This window comes from Wenxinia marina DSM 24838 (assembly GCF_000379485.1).
GTDB classification, from domain to species: domain Bacteria; phylum Pseudomonadota; class Alphaproteobacteria; order Rhodobacterales; family Rhodobacteraceae; genus Wenxinia; species Wenxinia marina.
Genome location: NZ_KB902297.1, coordinates 1 through 16,354 on the forward strand (window position 1 = coordinate 1; position 16,354 = coordinate 16,354).

Consider the following 16,354-nt stretch of genomic DNA (forward strand, 5'->3'; position numbering starts at 1 on the left):
AGACCCCGATGACCAAGCCCAACATGGACCTTACCGAGCTGCTGGCAAAGCACGATCGGGGTGATTTCCTGCGCTCGATCGCGGAGGCCGTCCTTCAGCTGCTGATGGAGGCCGATGTCGACGGCCTGATCGGCGCCGGTCGGCATGAGCGCAGCGGCGAGCGGACGACCTGGCGCAACGGGTATCGGGATCGCGCTCTCGATACNCGCCTTGGCACGCTGAACCTGCGGGTGCCGAAGCTGCGGACCGGCAGCTACTTCCCGGGCTTCCTCGAGGCCCGCAAGACCTCCGAGCAGGCTCTGGTCGCTGTGATCCAGGAGGCCTGGATCGGCGGTGTCTCCACCCGCCGCGTCGACGACCTGGTGCAGGCGATGGGCTTGAGCGGCATCTCCAAGAGCACGGTGTCGAAGCTCTGCGTTCGCCATGGTTCTTGAACCGATGGCGACCCATGGCTCACCATCGACGAACGGGTCGGCGAGTTCCTGAACCGGCCGTTGACCGGCGACTGGCCCTATCTGTGGCTCGATGCCACCTACCTGAAGGTGCGCCAGGGCGGTCGGATCGTTCTGGTCGCCGCCATAATCGCCGTGGCCGCCAACACCGAGGACCGCCGGGAGATCATCGGTCTCGGCATCGGTCCGTCGGAAGCCGAGACCTTCTGGACCGAGTTCCTGCGCTCGCTGAAGGCCCGCGGCCTTGGCGGCGTGCGGCTGGTGATCAGCGACGCCCATACCGGGCTCAAGGCCGCCATCGGCCGCGTCCTCGAGGCGACGTGGCAAAGATGCCGGGTTCACTGGATGCGTAACGCCCTCGCGCATGTCTCAAGGGGGCAGCACACCGTCGTCGCCGCGGCGATCCGCCAGGCCTTCGATCAGCCCGACCGCAAGCATGCCGGCGAGACCTGGCGCCACGTGGCCGAACAACTCCGTGCCCGCTGGCCCAAGCTCGCGGACCTAATGGATGCCAGCGAACACGACGTCCTCGCCTACTTGGCCTTCCCGCGCCAGCACCGCACCAAGCTGCACTCGACGAACCCGATCGAGCGTCTCAACAAGGAGGTCAAGCGTCGCGCCGACGTCGTCGGGATCTTCCCGAATGAGGCATCGATCCTGCGCCTGATCGGCGCAGTCCTGTTCGAGCAGAACGACGAATGGCAGACCTCGAGCCGCTACATGATGGTCGAGGCCTTCGCTCAGATCGACACCGAGGAGATCGACCCCATTCTCAGCATCACCACCGAAGCCGCCTGATCATGCCCTCAGGCCATCCGGGAAATTACACCAGCTTGACGGACGTGATCAATCAGTGGCTTGTCGGCAAATTCCCTATGTGCTCGAACAGGGAATTTTCCGGATCGAACAGGGAATTTTCTGCCCTCTTCAGGGAAGCAATACCGCGCAGGGTGTGGCGCGCTCAGCCTGCGAAGATCGCTTCGGTCAGGCCCGGAGCCCGGCCATCGCCTCCTGGCGCTCCCAGTCGAGCGGGAGCTGGGTCCGTGACAGACACTCCAGCGTCAGATCGACCGGCTGGTCCCCTGAGCAATGGCCTCCTGAATGCGCGGCGAGAGCAGGGCGAGGGGAAGAAGGCGGGCAACATAGCCTTCGGCACGGCCGGCGCAGGCCGCCATACTTCTTCTTCCAATTGAAGTAGGTCGCCTGGCTGATCCCCGCCTTGCGGCAGATCTCCGCGACCGGCGTCCCTTCCTCACCCTGCTTCAGCACGAACGCCTTCTGCGCCTCCGTGAACCTCGATGCCTTCATCCGATTCCGCTCCTGTCCCAGCCAGGGAAGCGTAGCCGAAAACTCCAGCTTTACGCGGTCCAGTTTTCAGGTGCAGAGCGAAGGGTAATCGCTGCGACCCGCTGCTGCTGATCATCGAGGGGTGGGTGATCCCCTACAGGCTGCTCGAGAACCCGTCTCGCGATTGCCGTCGCCCGGGCGCTGATCCGCAGCGGCACCCGCGGCCGCTTCTTCAACGTCGTCGACCTCGTGAACCAGCTCGAGGCTGACCCTTCCCTTCAACATGGGCAAAAGACCCTAGCAAACACATACGAACTAATATACGAGATGAGATATGTTTTTGAATGACACCCCTGCTAGTCAGTCGGATACCGCATATGCCGATCTGCGTGAGGCTATCCTTGTGGGGCGCCTCGCCCCGGACTCGCTTTGGTCGGACAGGGAGCTCGGGGCACGGATGGGGTACGGTCGGACGCCGATCCGCGAGGCTCTTCTGCGGCTGCAGACCGAGGGGCTGGTCCAGATCCTGGCTCGCAAGGGGACGCGGATCCTGCCGCTCCTGAAAAAGGACGTGCAGGACATCCACCAGCTTACGAAAGCACTTGAGCTTGAAGCCGCGTTGACCGTCGCGAAGCGCGACGACCGTGTAGAGTTGCTTGCACCGGTCCTTCAGGCGGTGGAGCGCATGGAATCGGCAATCGCGGTGGAGGACCGCGAGCGCTGGGTTGTCGCCGACACCGACTTCCATTTCGGAGTGGTCGACATCTGCGGGAACCCCAGGCTGATTGGCCTGTACCACGCCCAGCGGGGACTGACTGATCGGGCGAGGTTCTTCGCCCTCTGGCTGCGCGAACTGCCTGTCCGGTCCACGCAGGAACACCGGGAGATGTACGATCGCCTCGTCGCAGCGGACGCGCCGCGACTGGAGGCGCTGTACCGCAACCACTGGGAACGGACCACGAACGAGCTGCTGGCGCTGATCGAGCGGCAGGAGCGGGGCCGCGGCGCGCTCGGGGCCTCGGTTCCCGGCGCACCGCCGAAGGGCGGCGAACGAGAAATCTCACGGGAGGATACGAGATGACACGGACACTGGTGACGGCCGCCATCCTGGCGATGACCGGCGCGGGGCTTTCCGCGCAGGAAGTGACGATCAAGATCGGGACGGTCGTCTCGGGCGATCACCCCGAGAACGTCGGCGCCCGCGAGATCGAGCGCCTGGTCGAGGAACGGTCGAACGGCGAGATCGACGTTCGCGTCTTCACCGACAGCCAGCTCGGCAATCAGCGCGAGATGGTCGAGCAGCTCCGGTCCGGCACGCTGGAGATGACCTGGGTGACGACGGGGTTCTTCGGCTCGTGGGAGCCGGTGATGGGCGCGCTCGAGATCGGGTACCTTTTCGACGACCGCGAGCACGCCTTCCGCGCCTTCGATGGGCCGCTGGGCGAGGAGGTCGCCGCCAAGGTCGAGGCGCACGGCGTGGAACTGCTCGGCTTCTTCGAGGCCGGGATGCGGCACCTGACGAACTCCGTCCAGCCGGTCGAGGCGCCGGAGGACCTGCAGGGACTGCGCATCCGGACCCCGCAGTCGACGTACCACCTGCGCACACTTGAAATGATGGGGGCGAGCCCGACTCCGATGGCGTTCAACGAGCTCTACACCGCGATGGAGCAGGGCGTCGTCGACGGCCAGGAGAACCCGTTGTCGAACATCTACAGCGCCCACTTCTCCGAGGTGAACGACCACCTCGCCCTGACCGGGCACCTGCACCTGACGCACATGGTCCTCTATTCCGAGGAACTGTGGGAGGAGCTGTCGCCCGAGCATCAGGAGATCGTCCGCCAGGCGGTGATCGACGCGCAGCAGGTCCAGCGGGACAAGGTCGCCTCGGACGACGCCTCGCTGCTGACCGAGCTGGAGGGGCAGGGCATGCAGGTCACCGAGCCCGATCGCGCCGCCTTCGCCGCCCTCGTGGCGCCGCTGCGCGAGGACGCGATCGCCGAGTTCGGCGACGAGGCCGCGAACTGGTTCCAGCTGATCGACGACGCGCGGTAGGCCGACATGTCCCGGTTGCCAGACCCTGCCGGCCCGGCGCCGGGACCCTTCGCACGCGCCGAGGCGATGCTCCTGTCCGCGATGCGGTGGGCCATCGTCGCTGCGATGACCGGCATGATCCTGGTCGTCGCCCTTCAGGTCGCCTCTCGGTTCGTCGTGGACCGGCCGTTCAGCTGGACCGAGGAGGTGGCGCGCTTCCTGTTCATCTGCCTCGTCTTCCTCGGCACCGCCGTCCTGGCCCGACGCGAGGAGCACCTGACCGTCACCGTCCTCGTCGACCTGCTGCCGCCGCGGCTGCGCCATGCAGCGGCGGCGGTGGCGGCGGCGCTCGCCTTCTGGTGCACGACCTTTCTCGTCCGCGGGGGGTGGGCCACGCTCCTCCGCGAATGGGACCAGCGGACGCCCGCCCTTCGGCTGCCGATGGGGGTGATCTTCGCCATCGTCCTGCTTTCCTGCGCGCTGATGCTGGCCTGGCTGGCCCTCCACGCGATCCGCCACGCCCGCTTCGCCCTGCGCCGCGTGCCGGCATGACGACCCTCGGCCTGCTCTTCGGCGTCTTCTTCCTCTTCCTGCTGATCGGCACGCCCATCGCCTTCGCGCTGGCCGGCGCCGCGATCGTGGTCCTCTCCTCGATCGACCTTCTGTCCCCGCAACTGGTGCTGCAGCGCGTCTACGCCGGCCTCGACAGCTTCCCGATGCTCGCGATCCCGTTCTTCATGGCCGCGGGCGCGCTGATGGAGCATGGCGGCATTTCTCGCCGGCTGGTCAACTTCTCCTCCTACCTCGTGGGTTGGATTTCCGGCGGTCTCGGCCACGTGGCCGTCGTCGCCTCGACCATCTTCGCCGGCATCTCGGGCTCGGCCGTGGCCGATACGACCGCCATCGGCTCGACCATGATCCCGATGATGAAGCGGCGGGGCTTCGATCCGTCCTTCGCCGCCGCCACGGTGGCGGCGGCCGGCGTCGTGGGGCCGATCATCCCTCCCTCGATCCCGATGGTCCTCTACGGCGTCAGCTCGGGCGTTTCCATCGGCGCGCTTTTCATCGGCGGCATCGTCCCCGGCCTGATGATGACCATGGGCCTTATGCTGCTGATCTTCTTCCGCGCCCGACGGGCGAAATGGGAGATCGAGGTCGAACCCTTCTCATACCGGGGTCTCTGGACCTCGTTCGTGGCCGCGGCGGGCGCTCTCGTCATGCCGCTCATCATCGTCGGCGGCATCCTCGGCGGCATCCTGACCGCAACCGAGGCGGCCGCGCTCGCCACCATCTACGCGCTCGGCGTCGGTCTGTTCTGGTACCGCGAGCTGACCTTTGCGATGCTGCCCGAAATCTTCTTTCGCGCCGGGCTGAACTCGGCGCTGGTGATGATCATCGTCGGCGTGGCCAACCTCGTCGGCTACGTCCTGACGGTGGAGCAGCTGCCCCAGGCGCTGGCCGAATGGTTCTCGGGGAACGTCGGCACCGCGCTGATGCTGCTCCTCGTCATCAACCTGCTGCTGCTGGTGGCCGGCTGCTTCCTCGACGGCGGTTCGGCGATCATCGTCTTCACCCCGGTCCTGTTGCCAGTGGTGCGCGAGTTCGGCATCGACCCGGTCTTCTTCGGTGTGATGATGACGGTGAACCTGATGATCGGGACCGTCACGCCGCCCGTGGGCCTGTCGCTCTACATCGCGAGCGGCATCGCCGGCGTCTCGATCCTGCAGATCTGCCGCGCCATCTGGCCGTTCCTCGCCGTGCAGCTCGCCGTCCTCGCCCTGATCACGCTGTTCCCGGACATCGTGCTCTTCCTTCCGAACCTTCCCGCGGCGCGCTGACGCCTCCATCCGAAAGAGCGGACCCCATGACCTACAAGAACTCGATCCTCCTCGGCACCCTTGGCCTCTATCGCGACCGGTTCCACCAGTATCAGCCGAACCGCGACCTCGCCGAGCGGCTGGAGATCGCCAGGTCGATCCCGCGGACCCACGGGGTGGAGCCGGTCTATCCCCAAGACCTCGGCAAGGACGGCTCGGGCACGAAGGTGATGAAGGAGAGCGGACTGTCGGTCTCGGCCGTGAACGTGAACATCAAGACCGAGGCGAAGTTTCGCGATGGCTCCTTCACCAGCCCCGACGCCGGCATCCGCCGCGAGACGGTCGAGTACATGACGACGGCGATGGACCTGGCGGCCGAGCTGGGCGCCGGGATGATCACCGTCTGCCCGCTGATCGACGGCTGGGACTACGCCTTCCAGGCGGACCACATCCAGCAGTGGAAATGGGCGATCGAGTGCTTCGGCGAGGCCGCTGCGCACCGGTCCGACATCAAGCTGTCGATCGAGTACAAGGCCTACGAGAGCAAGAACCACATTATTCTGCCCTCGATGGGAAAGACCCTGCATTTCTGCGACCGGGTCGGGGCCGACAACCTCGGCGTCACGATGGACGTGGGACACGCGCTGATCGCGGGCGAATGCCCGGGCGCGGAGATCGCCCACGCGAACGATGCGGGCCGGCTGTTCTACATCCACTTCAACGACAACGATCGCGGCGCCGACTGGGACATGCTGCCCGCGTCGGTCCACCTGTGGCAGACGCTCGAGACGCTGCACTACATGCGCCGGATCGGCTACGACGGGTGGGTGGCCTACGACGTATTCACCCGGTCGGGCGACGGCGGCGAGGCGATCGCGGCCACCTTCGAGATGATGGAGGACCTCGACGCTCTGCTCGACAAGATCGGGCCCGAGACGATCCGCCAGGGCATCGCCGGCGGGCTGCCGCAATGGACCATGCGCGACCTGGTGAAGGGCCTGCTGTGAAGCTCGGTCTGGGGTCCTACACGTTCCGCTGGTCGATCGGGCACAAGGGGCTGAATCCGCCCCGTCCGATGACGGCCTTCGACCTTCTGGGCGTCGCGCGTGAGCATCGGCTCGCGGTCGTCCAGTATGCCGACAACCTGCCGCTCCACACGCTGCCCGAAGCCGATCTCGACCGGTTGGCGGCGGCGGCGCGGGAGGCGGGGATCGCGCTGGAGCTCGGCTGCCAGGGGTTCGACGAGAACGTGGTGCGCCGCTACATCGGCATCGGCCGGCGGATCGACGCCGGCATCCTGCGGGTCGCGCTGGACGGCCCGGATGCGGCGAAGCCCGTCCCCGACCTCGCCGCCGCCTTCCATCGGCTCATTCCCGAGGCGCGCGCGGCAGGTCTGCGGATCGCGATCGAGAACCACTTCAACTATCCGTCGCCGCGGATGGTGCAGCTGCTGGCCGCGGTGGACGATCCCGACTTGGGCGTCTGTCTGGACGTCGCCAACTCGATCTGTGCTGGCGAATGGCCGGCCGAGACGGTCGGCCTGCTCGCGCCCCGCGCGATCAACCTGCATCTCAAGGACTACGTAATCGTGCCCGACCCCTATGGCGTCGGTTTCGTGATCCACGGCTGTCCGATGGGGCAGGGGCGGTGCGACGGCCCCGCGGTCCTGGCCGCGGTGGCGCATCAGCCGGAGATGAGCGTGCTGTACGAGCACTGGCTCCCTCGCGAAGACGATATGGAAGCGGCGCGTGCGAAGGAGCACGCCTGGCTCGAGGAGAGCCTCGACTACATGCGGACAACGCTGGCGTTCTGAGCCGTCGCCGCGACAACGGCCAGGACGGGCGCCGGAGGGCGCCCTCATCGGCGTTGGAGCAGGCATTTTTCAAGCACATGAGAATACTCGGGAAATTCCGGTTGAAGCCGCTTGACGCCCTTCGCGTTCACTGTATACGGTGAATCCTGAACGCACTGTATACGATGTATGGACGGCATAATGCGCCTGCCCCTGACCAGCGAAACCTTGGAAGATCACTGCTACCGCGAACTGCGGCAGATGATCCTCGGCGGCCATCTCGTCTCGGGCGAGAAGCTCGTGCAGGAGGATCTGGCCGTCCGCCTGGGCGTCAGCCGGACGCCGCTGCGCTCGGCCATCGCCCGCCTCGAGCGGGAGAATTTCATCAAGCTGACCACGCGAGGCGAAGCATTCGTCGCGGAGTTCGGGCCCCGGCAGATCGCAGACGTGTTCGAGATGCGGGCCGTGCTCGAAGGGCTCACCTGCCGACTTCTGGCGCCGACGATCGAGCGCAAGCACATCCTGTACCTGCGGTCCCTCATGGCGTCGGTGAAGCCGGCGGTGGAGGGAGACGACCGCGACGTCTACCGCGACGCGGATGTCGAGTTCCACACCTACCTGACCAACCTCGTCACCGATCATCCCCTCGGCCGGATGCTGGAATCGCTGCACCTCATCATGGCGATGTCGCTGGCGCAGGGATTGCTGCGCGCCCCCGAAGAGACCTTCGGCGAGCATATCCAGATCATCGACGCGCTGGAGGCAGGCGATCCCGACGTCGCGGAGCGGGCCATGATCGACCACATCCGCCGCACGATCGCGATCCTGCGGCAGAGGACCGACGCCGGGGAGCCGCCCCCGGCCTGATTCCCCATTTCAAGACCGACCCCGGCCGCGCGGAAGACGCGGGAATAGCCACCATGACCAAGGGAGGAATCGACATGACCATACTCAGGAGAACCGCGCTCGCCGTCGTGCTGGGCTCGACCGCCGCCATCGCCGCAGGCTCCGCCACGGCGCAGGATGCCGTCGAGTTCTGGACCATGACCTACGGCGACCAGCTGAACTGGAAAGGCGAGGTCGAGGCACTGATCGACGGCTTCACCGAAGAGACCGGGATCGAGGTCCGGCACGAGATCGTGCCGTGGGGCTCGGCCTTCCAGACGTACTTGACCGTCTCGCAGGGCGGCGCCGCGCCGGACTGCGCCGACATGTACTGGCTGCACTCGTTCTCGGCCATCGGCGGCGACCAGCACGGCCCGATGCCGCTGAACGAGTACCGCGACGAGTACTTCCCCACGCTGGAAGAGGACTTCTACGCGGGCGCTCTTCAGGACGTCCTGTGGCAGGACGACTTCTACGGCATTCCGTGGCGCGGCGACATCCGGGCCTTCATCTACCGCACCGACTTCGCCGAGGAGGCCGGCATCGACGGCCCGCCGCAGACCTGGGACGAGATCGTCGAGGACGCCAAGGCGCTGACCGTCCGGGACGAGAACGGCAACGTGGAACGCTGGGGCTTCGCCTACGGGACTGCCACCAACGTCGTCTCCTGGCTGCTGCCCTACTACTGGCAGGCCGGCGGAACGATGATGACCGACGACGGCCAGACGGCGACGATCGACAACGAGGCGATGCGCACCGCGCTGACCTTCATGCGCGACCTGATGTGGGAGCATCAGGTGGTCAATCCCGACAGCCTCGAGGCCGGCTACGATCCGCAGCCGCTGTTCGTGAACGGCCAGCTCGCGATGGTCGGCAGCGCCGAGCAGGCGTGGGGCGTGGAGCTCGACCGCGACTATCCGCAACTCGAAGGGCAGTGGGCTATGGCCACCTCGCCCGCGGGCCCGGAGAACAGCGACAGCTTTTCGGGCGCCGGCTATTTCGGCGTCCTGCGCGGCTCCGACCACGTCGAGGAGTGCGTCCAGCTGATCGAATACATGTCCCGCGACGAGAACATGCTGCGGCTGGCCCAGGCGGCCGGGACCGTCTCGACCAAGCCCGAGGTGATGGCGTCCGAGTTCTGGTCCGACCGGCCCTGGAAGATCGTGGTGGGCGAGGCGCTGCAGGACGCGCATACCTCGCAGCATCCTGCGCCGGCCTGGTCCGCGATCGCCACGCCCGAGCCGGGCGGCATCCTCTACGACCTGATGTACGACGTCATCGTCCTGCAGGAGGACATGGACGCGTCCATCGCCGAAGCGCAGGAGCGGATGCAGGCGGAACTCGACCGGTCCTGATCCGACGGGCGGCCGGCGGATCCTCCCTGGGCCCCGCCGGCCGCCTGAATGCGGGCGGGGCCCAGGTCCCGCCCGCCCGTCGCCGCCCTCCCCCTCGTGCCCCCGGGACGATCCTCGATGAACGAGAAGAACATCTTCTGCTACCTCATGGTGGCGCCCGCGCTCCTCGTGACCGCGCTCCTCGGCATCTATCCGATGCTCGCATCCATGGTGATGAGCTTCCAGTCGTACGATCTGCTCGCCGGCCAGCGGGACACGATCGAATGGGTGGGTTTCGAGAACTACCGCACCATCCTGGCCGACGACCGGTTCCTGCAGACCATCTCGCAGACGGTCATCTTCACCATCCTCGCGGTCGGCATCGTCGTCTCGATGGGACTGTTCCTCGCCCAGGTGGTGAACGCGAAGTTCCGCGGCCGAGCCGTCGTCCGGACATTGATCTTCTCGCCTTGGTTCGTGCCGCCCGTCGTCGCCTCGGCGATCTGGATGTGGCTTCTCCAGACCGAGCGCAGCCCGATCAACGCGGTCTTGCGGGACCTCGGCTGGACGAGCGGAAACATCCGCTTCCTCACCGATCCCGAGACCTGGGGTCCGTTCTCGATCCCGATGATGTCGGTCGTCGCGGTGCGGGTGTGGAACGGCCTGCCGTTCGTCATCATCTTCCTGCTCGCCGGCCTGCAGTCGATCCCCAAGAGCCTCTACGAGGCCGCCGACATGGACGGCGCCGGCATCCTGCAGAAGTTCCGCCACGTGACCCTGCCGATGCTGCGGCCGGTGCTCATGGTCCTGCTGGCGCTGCTGTTCATGAACGGCTTCGGCCACTTCGAGATGAACTACATCATGACGCAGGGCGGGCCGCGAAACCTGACCAACGTGCTCGCCGTCTGGTCCTACCAGGAAGGCTTCGCCTTCTTCCGGTTCGACAACGCGGCCGCCGCCTCGGGCATCATCCTCGCGATGACCAGCGTGATCTGCGCGATCTACCTGCGCCTGCAATACAAGGACGACCTGCGATGACCGCCACCGCCGGCCTGCGCCGCGCGCCCGAAATCGCCGTCTCCGCGCACCGGCACATCGACCTGCTTACGCGGATCGTGATCCTGATGGTGCTCGCGCTCCTGCTGGTCTTCATCCTGCTGCCGCTGTTCTGGATGCTGAAGAGCTCGTTCCAGACCAACTTCGAGGTGCAGGCGATCCCGCCGGTCTGGCTGCCCGAGAACCCCAGCGTGGAGCCGTACGACCTGGCGGGTCAGCTGATCCCGCTCTGGCGCTACATCGCGAACTCGCTCTACGTCTCGACCGCGGCGGCGGTCATCGCGGCCGCGCTCTCGGCAATGGCGGCCTATGTCCTGGCGCGGTTCCGCTTCCCGGGTGCGACGCTGATCCTCGCGCTGATCCTGCTGACCCAGCTGATCCCCAGCGTCACGCGGATTTTCCCCGTCTACTTCCTGATCCAGGACATGGGCCTGCTGAACACCTTCTCGGGCATGATCTTCGCCTACGTGGGCTTCTCCATTCCGTTCGCGGTGCTGCTGCTGCGCGGCTACTTCCAGACGTCCTGCCCGCCCGAGCTGGAGGAAGCGGCAATGATGGACGGCTGCACCTATTTCGGCGCGTTCTGGCGGGTGATCCTTCCGGTGTCGCTACCCGGCATCGCGGCCGTGACAGTATTCACCTTCCTCAATGCCTGGAACGACTTCCTGTGGGCGTCGCTCCTGCTGTCCTCGGGTGAGATGAAGACGATCCAGGTCGGCATCGGCGAGTTCGCGACCGAGAGCGGCGTCAGCAACTACCAGAACGCGTTCATGGCCGCCTGCGTCATCTCCACCCTGCCGGCCCTCATCCTCTTCTTCTTCGTCCAGCGCTGGCTGGTCGGCGGCCTGACCGCCGGCGCCGTGAAAACCTGACCTTCAAGGAACCCCAGACATGACCACCATCTCCATCGACGGCACCAAATGGCTCATCGACGGCGAGCCGACGCACAAGGGCCGCAGCTACAAGGGTAGCCCGGTCGAGGGCCTGCTGTTCAACACCCGCATGGTGCAGGCGATCTTCGACGACGAGAACCCGGATACCGCCTCGCGCTGGGCCTATCCCGACACCGGCACGTGGGACCCCGAGCGCAACCTCGCCGAGTTCATCGAGCAGCTGCCGAACTACCGCGCCCACGGCTGTACGGCGGTCACCATCAACCTGCAGGGCGGGATGCCGGTCTTCCGGACCGAGAGCGCGCAGCCCTGGATCAACAGCGCCATCGACCCCTGGGGCGAGCTGAAGCCTGCCTACATGGACCGCCTGTCGCGTCTTCTGAAGGCGGCGGACGCGGCCGGGATCGTGGTGATCGTCGGCTACTACTATTTCGGCCAGGACAAGTACATGGAAGGCGAGGACGCGATCCGCGCCGGCGTCGTCAACGCGACGGACTGGCTGCTGGACACCGGCCTCGGCAACATCCTCGTCGAGATCAACAACGAGTGCGACATCCCGCACTACAAGTATGATCTGCTGGGTCCCGCCCGAGTTCACGAGCTGGTCGCGCTGGCCCGCGGCCGCGAGAAGGAGGGCCGCCGCCTGCTGGTCGCCACGTCGTTCGCCGGCGGCAGCTACCACAAGGCGCTTGAGCCGGGCCTGCCCACCGAAGCGGTCCTCGAAGTGTCGGACTTCGCCATCGTCCACACCAACATGCACGACATGAGGGGGACCCGGGCCGTCGTCCGCGGCGTCCGCGAGAGGGCCGCCTACAAGGCCCGCCCGATGCCGATCGTCATCAACGAGGACTCGGCGCGCACGATCAACCTGTTCGCCGCGCTGGACGAGTACGCGCCGTGGGGCTTCTACGACCAGGGCGACAACAACTACAAGGACGGCTACCAGTCGCCGCCGGTGAACTGGGCGATCAACACCAACAACAAGAAGGCCTTCTTCGACGCGGTGGCCGAGGTGACCGGCAGTTCCGCCCGCGGCGGCGCCTCATTCGTCACGGACTGAGCGGGCCGATGTCCACCATCCGCATCGACAACGTCCGCAAGTCCTTCGGCGGGTTCGAGGTCGTCCACGGCGTGTCGCTCGACATCGCCGACGGCGAGTTCGTGATCCTCGTCGGCCCCTCGGGCTGCGGCAAGTCCACCCTCCTGCGCATGATCGCGGGGCTGGAAAGCATCTCGTCCGGCAACGTGGTCGTCGACGATCTCGTCATCAACCGGCTCCCCCCGCGCGAGCGGGACATCGCGATGGTGTTCCAGTCCTACGCCCTGTACCCGCACATGACCGTGCGGCGGAACATGGCGTTCTCGCTGAAGCTGGCCGGCGCGCCGAAGGGCGACATCGACCGGCAGGTGCAGGCGGCGGCCGAGATCCTCGACCTCGTGTCGCTGCTCGAACGCAAGCCGGCGCAGCTGTCCGGCGGCCAGCGCCAGCGCGTGGCGATGGGCCGCGCGATCGTCCGCAATCCCAAGCTGTTCCTCTTCGACGAGCCCCTGTCGAACCTCGACGCCAAGCTGCGCGTGCAGATGCGCTCCGAGATCAAGGAGCTGCACCAGCGACTGCGCACGACCACCGTCTACGTCACCCACGACCAAGTCGAGGCGATGACGATGGCGGACCGCATCGTCGTGATGAACGCCGGCCGGATCGAGCAGGCCGGTACGCCGATGGACCTGTACGAGAAACCCGCCTCGCTCTTCGTCGCCGCCTTCATCGGCTCGCCCTCGATGAACCTGATCCACGGGCGGATCGAGGACAGCGCGTTCCTCAGCGACGCCGGCGCACGGATACCGCTCGCCGCGAACGCCCCGGTCACGTCCGATCCCGTCGTCCTCGGCGTGCGCCCGGAGTCGCTGCATGTCGGCGGCGTTGGCCCCGCCTTCGGCGAGTGCCGCCTGAGGGTGGTGGAGCCGATGGGGTCCGAGACGCTCCTGGCCGCGACCCTCCTGTCCGGAGGAGACGGGGCCCATGGCGGCGGCGAGAACATCATGATCCTGTCTCGCGTCAAGGAACGGTACGCCGCCGACACCACGGTCCGGGTCGGCGCCGATCCGGGGGAGTTCCATTTCTTCGACGCCACGAGCGGCCGAAGGCTAGAGTGACGGTGAGCGCGCCTGGGTCCGTTTTCCTGTCGGCGGGGGATCTCGTGGCGCGGGTCCATCCCTTCGGAGCGAGCCTGATCGACCTCCGGCTCGGCGGCCGCGACCATCCGCTGATCCTCGATTTCAACGATGCGGACATCGCGCGACAGGCGCTGTTCTCGGGGGCGGTGATCGGTCGCTTCGCCAATCGCATCGCCGGTGGCCGCACCTGCGTCGCCGGGCAGGTCCTGACGCTCGAGCGCAACGACGCCGGGGTGAACACGCTGCATGGCGGAAGCCGGGGCTTCGCCACGCGGGTCTGGACCGTGGAGCATGCCGGACCCGCGAGCGTGACGTTCCGCATCGACAGCCCGGACGGGGAGGGGGGCTTCCCCGGGGCGGTGACGGTGCGGGCGACCTATACCGTGGCCGCGCCGGCGATCCTGCGGTTGACGCTCAGCGCCGTCACGTCGGCCCCGACGATCCTGAGCCTTGCCCATCATCCCTATTTCAACCTCGACCGTTCGAGGACGATCGACGACCACGTGGTCTGCATCGCGGCAGAGCGGTACCTTCCCGCCTCGGACACGCTGGTGCCTCTGGAACCGGCACCTGTCGCCGGCACGCCGTACGATTTCCGCGATCCGCGGCGGGTCGGCGGGGCGGAGTTCAACAACACCTTCTGCATCGGAGAGCGCCCTGCGCAGCCGATGCGCGAGGTCGCCACCCTGGCCGCTGGCGGTACCCGCCTGACCCTCTCGACGACGCAGCCCGGCCTGCACCTCTACACCGGCCACAAGGTCGGCGGAGGACGGTTCGGCCCCCGGTCCGGCCTGTGCCTCGAACCGCAGGGCTGGCCGGACGCGCCGAACCGCGCCGACTTTCCCTCCAGCCTGCTGACGCCCGGCGCACCCTACGACCATCTCATCGAATACCGCTTTGCCTGACCGCGCACCTGCCGACCGATGGCTCGGGCCGGGTTGGAGGGGGCGGCGCCGGCGGTCGGGAGGGTGGCCGGAACCACCTGGGGCAGGGTAGCGCACTTGGGATAGCAGCGGGCCCGTTCAACCACGTCGAGACCAGCCCGGAACACCGCACCGACGCACCCGAATGCTCGCGCGGCCCTTGCGGGGTGGGCGTCGGCTCTGGTTTCAGCAGGACTTCAGCTGCAAGCGATCCAGTACTCAGGGGGGACTGTCAGAGGAACCGTTTGAGCGGGGCAGGGCGCCCACCTGGCGTCACAGGATGACCCAGCCGAACCCGTTCCGCTACTTCAAGACCAGCCCCGAGATCATCCGCCTGGCGGTGATGCTGTATGCCCGCTTCCCGCTCTCGCTCAGGAATGTCGAAGACCTGCTGCATGAGCGCGGGATCGAGGTCAGCCATGAGACGATCCGCTACTGGTGGAACAGGTTCGGGCCGATGTTCGCGGCGGAGATTCGGCGGAGACGGATCCAGAGCCTGCGGTCCAGCAGATGGCAGTGGCACCTTGACGAGGTCTTCGTGAAGATCAACGGCAAGACCCACTACCGCTGCGCGCGGTCGACCACGAGGGCGAGGGGTCTTGTCAGAAGAACCTCGCGAGGCAGAGTAGAGATGCGGTCGATCGGTGAATCTCCTGGTGCTCCTCTTCGCTTTGAGCCAAGCGATGATGGTCCTGTGTCCAGCCCGGAGCGGGGCAGGGCGGAAGCGGACGGCCACCAGCGACTAATCTGACAGAGCCGACACTACCGTTGCCCGAACCTGTTTGGTCTGCGTTAGTAATTGTTTTCACTTGAACCGAACACTAAGCTGCGCTCGCTTGCATTCCTTGCTTTTCGGCGGCGCGATGCCCCACTGGTCCGTTCGTCCGGCCGGCCATGTCCAGTCCTCTGGCCCGCCCACCGGGTAGCTGTCGTCGACCGGCAGGACCTCGGCGGTGTGTTCGATCACCAGTCCGAAGGGGTCGACGAAGTAGAGGAACACGTTGTCGCCCGGCCCGTGCCGGCCGGGACCCCAGCCGATGGAATAGCCGGCGTCGCACATCTTCCCGCCGGCCTTCATCATGTCCTCTGCGCTCTCGTGCAGGAAGGCCACGTGGTTCATCGTCTCCACCGTCGCCTTGGCAAGGACGAGGGCATGGTGATCCACATTCGTTCGCAGAAAGCCCATCATCCCGGACCGATCGGTCAGTCGGAAGCCGAAGGCGTCGTGGTAGAAGGCGATGTCGCGGTCGAGGTCGGCGCTGTTGATGTTCACGTGGGCCAGTCGGGCCGGGCGGTGGGCATCGTTCGGCGCCGGGGCGGCGGGTGTGTCGCCCTGCACGATGCGCTGCTTCCGTTGCCCCGGGTCGCGGATCGTGAAGCCGGTGCCGCCGCCGGCATCCGGTACGGGGGCGACGGGCGTGGCGTCGGTGCCGCCCGCCGCGGTCATGCGCGCGCGAAGGGCCTCGAGATCGGTGCGCTCTGCGGCGCGCCAGGTCACGCTGCGCACCGCGATAGCGGGCCCGCCCGTCAGGGACAGCAGATAAGGATCGGTGCCATGGCCCCGCAGGTGCACCGTGCCCTTGGCGCCTCCGGGCGAAGCGGACGGCATCAGGCCCCAGACATCGGTGTAGAAGCGGGTTGCCGCGTCGAGGTCCGGCACCTCGATCTCGACGCTGCGCAGGCCGGAGAGGGGAAAATTCGTCACG

Annotated in this window: 14 protein-coding genes and 4 pseudogenes; 16 read left to right on the forward strand and 2 right to left on the reverse strand. The window is 66.8% G+C overall.

Annotated features, from left to right (window positions below):
• The first annotated feature begins 8 nt into the window (after positions 1 to 8).
• Positions 9 to 1,250: pseudogene (locus A37W_RS21840) on the forward strand (IS256 family transposase).
• A gap of 366 nt (positions 1,251 to 1,616) precedes the next feature.
• On the opposite strand, the pseudogene A37W_RS21845 reads toward A37W_RS21840, so the two are convergent.
• Positions 1,617 to 1,760, reverse strand: a pseudogene (locus A37W_RS21845) (transposase); the annotation flags it as partial.
• A 135-nt stretch (positions 1,761 to 1,895) separates the two neighbouring features.
• Between A37W_RS21845 and A37W_RS24340 the strand changes: the two are divergent.
• The 15 genes and pseudogenes from A37W_RS24340 to A37W_RS21860 all read left to right on the forward strand — a co-directional run.
• Positions 1,896 to 2,009 (forward strand): annotated as a pseudogene (locus tag A37W_RS24340) (ATP-binding protein); the annotation flags it as partial.
• A 64-nt stretch (positions 2,010 to 2,073) separates the two neighbouring features.
• Positions 2,074 to 2,820, forward strand: a complete 747-nt coding sequence (locus tag A37W_RS0112595; protein ID WP_018303395.1) for a GntR family transcriptional regulator — start codon at positions 2,074 to 2,076, stop codon at positions 2,818 to 2,820.
• Positions 2,817 to 3,791, forward strand: coding sequence for a TRAP transporter substrate-binding protein (locus A37W_RS0112600; RefSeq protein WP_018303396.1), 975 nt, complete (start codon positions 2,817 to 2,819; stop codon positions 3,789 to 3,791). The genes A37W_RS0112595 and A37W_RS0112600 overlap by 4 nt, the downstream gene beginning before the upstream one ends.
• Positions 3,792 to 3,797: 6 nt before the next feature.
• Positions 3,798 to 4,322, forward strand: coding sequence for a TRAP transporter small permease (locus tag A37W_RS22880; RefSeq protein WP_217621209.1), 525 nt, complete (start codon positions 3,798 to 3,800; stop codon positions 4,320 to 4,322).
• Positions 4,319 to 5,608, forward strand: coding sequence for a TRAP transporter large permease (locus A37W_RS0112610; RefSeq protein ID WP_018303398.1), 1,290 nt, complete (start codon positions 4,319 to 4,321; stop codon positions 5,606 to 5,608). Before A37W_RS22880 ends, A37W_RS0112610 begins: the two co-directional genes overlap by 4 nt.
• Before the next feature lie 26 nt (positions 5,609 to 5,634).
• The gene (locus A37W_RS0112615) at positions 5,635 to 6,594 is read left to right on the forward strand and encodes a sugar phosphate isomerase/epimerase family protein (protein WP_018303399.1); all 960 of its coding nucleotides are present in this window, start codon (positions 5,635 to 5,637) and stop codon (positions 6,592 to 6,594) included.
• Positions 6,591 to 7,400 (forward strand): sugar phosphate isomerase/epimerase family protein, encoded by an 810-nt coding sequence (locus tag A37W_RS0112620; protein WP_018303400.1) that lies wholly within the window; start codon positions 6,591 to 6,593, stop codon positions 7,398 to 7,400. The genes A37W_RS0112615 and A37W_RS0112620 overlap by 4 nt, the downstream gene beginning before the upstream one ends.
• A 180-nt stretch (positions 7,401 to 7,580) precedes the next feature.
• Positions 7,581 to 8,246, forward strand: a complete 666-nt coding sequence (locus A37W_RS0112625; protein WP_018303401.1) for a GntR family transcriptional regulator — start codon at positions 7,581 to 7,583, stop codon at positions 8,244 to 8,246.
• A gap of 53 nt (positions 8,247 to 8,299) precedes the next feature.
• Entirely contained in the window at positions 8,300 to 9,619 is a 1,320-nt protein-coding gene (locus A37W_RS0112630) for an extracellular solute-binding protein (protein WP_157236486.1), read from the forward strand.
• A gap of 117 nt (positions 9,620 to 9,736) precedes the next feature.
• Positions 9,737 to 10,636, forward strand: a complete 900-nt coding sequence (locus tag A37W_RS0112635; RefSeq protein WP_018303403.1) for a carbohydrate ABC transporter permease — start codon at positions 9,737 to 9,739, stop codon at positions 10,634 to 10,636.
• Positions 10,633 to 11,526, forward strand: a complete 894-nt coding sequence (locus A37W_RS0112640) for a carbohydrate ABC transporter permease (protein ID WP_018303404.1) — start codon at positions 10,633 to 10,635, stop codon at positions 11,524 to 11,526. Before A37W_RS0112635 ends, A37W_RS0112640 begins: the two co-directional genes overlap by 4 nt.
• A gap of 19 nt (positions 11,527 to 11,545) precedes the next feature.
• Positions 11,546 to 12,607 carry a hypothetical protein gene (locus A37W_RS21855; protein ID WP_018303405.1) on the forward strand — a complete coding sequence of 354 codons (1,062 nt, stop codon included), beginning with the start codon at positions 11,546 to 11,548 and terminating at the stop codon, positions 12,605 to 12,607.
• An 8-nt stretch (positions 12,608 to 12,615) separates the two neighbouring features.
• The gene (locus A37W_RS0112650; RefSeq protein WP_018303406.1) at positions 12,616 to 13,704 is read left to right on the forward strand and encodes an ABC transporter ATP-binding protein; all 1,089 of its coding nucleotides are present in this window, start codon (positions 12,616 to 12,618) and stop codon (positions 13,702 to 13,704) included.
• Positions 13,705 to 13,706: 2 nt separating this feature from the next.
• Entirely contained in the window at positions 13,707 to 14,630 is a 924-nt protein-coding gene (locus tag A37W_RS0112655) for an aldose epimerase family protein (RefSeq protein WP_157236487.1), read from the forward strand.
• Positions 14,631 to 14,928: 298 nt separating this feature from the next.
• A pseudogene (locus A37W_RS21860) lies at positions 14,929 to 15,242 on the forward strand (IS6 family transposase); the annotation flags it as partial.
• A gap of 211 nt (positions 15,243 to 15,453) precedes the next feature.
• Here the strand turns inward: A37W_RS21860 and A37W_RS0112665 are convergent.
• Positions 15,454 to 16,353, reverse strand: coding sequence for a VOC family protein (locus A37W_RS0112665; protein WP_018303408.1), 900 nt, complete (start codon positions 16,351 to 16,353; stop codon positions 15,454 to 15,456).
• Position 16,354 lies beyond the last annotated feature (1 nt).

Coding starts and splice junctions, on each gene's coding strand:
- A37W_RS0112595 (WP_018303395.1), top strand. CDS start 2,074: ATGTTTTTGAATGACACCCCTGCTAGTCAGTCGGATACCGCATATGCC.
- A37W_RS0112600 (WP_018303396.1), top strand. CDS start 2,817: ATGACACGGACACTGGTGACGGCCGCCATCCTGGCGATGACCGGCGCG.
- A37W_RS22880 (WP_217621209.1), top strand. CDS start 3,798: ATGTCCCGGTTGCCAGACCCTGCCGGCCCGGCGCCGGGACCCTTCGCA.
- A37W_RS0112610 (WP_018303398.1), top strand. CDS start 4,319: ATGACGACCCTCGGCCTGCTCTTCGGCGTCTTCTTCCTCTTCCTGCTG.
- A37W_RS0112615 (WP_018303399.1), top strand. CDS start 5,635: ATGACCTACAAGAACTCGATCCTCCTCGGCACCCTTGGCCTCTATCGC.
- A37W_RS0112625 (WP_018303401.1), top strand. CDS start 7,581: ATGCGCCTGCCCCTGACCAGCGAAACCTTGGAAGATCACTGCTACCGC.
- A37W_RS0112630 (WP_157236486.1), top strand. CDS start 8,300: ATGACCAAGGGAGGAATCGACATGACCATACTCAGGAGAACCGCGCTC.
- A37W_RS0112635 (WP_018303403.1), top strand. CDS start 9,737: ATGAACGAGAAGAACATCTTCTGCTACCTCATGGTGGCGCCCGCGCTC.
- A37W_RS0112640 (WP_018303404.1), top strand. CDS start 10,633: ATGACCGCCACCGCCGGCCTGCGCCGCGCGCCCGAAATCGCCGTCTCC.
- A37W_RS21855 (WP_018303405.1), top strand. CDS start 11,546: ATGACCACCATCTCCATCGACGGCACCAAATGGCTCATCGACGGCGAG.
- A37W_RS0112650 (WP_018303406.1), top strand. CDS start 12,616: ATGTCCACCATCCGCATCGACAACGTCCGCAAGTCCTTCGGCGGGTTC.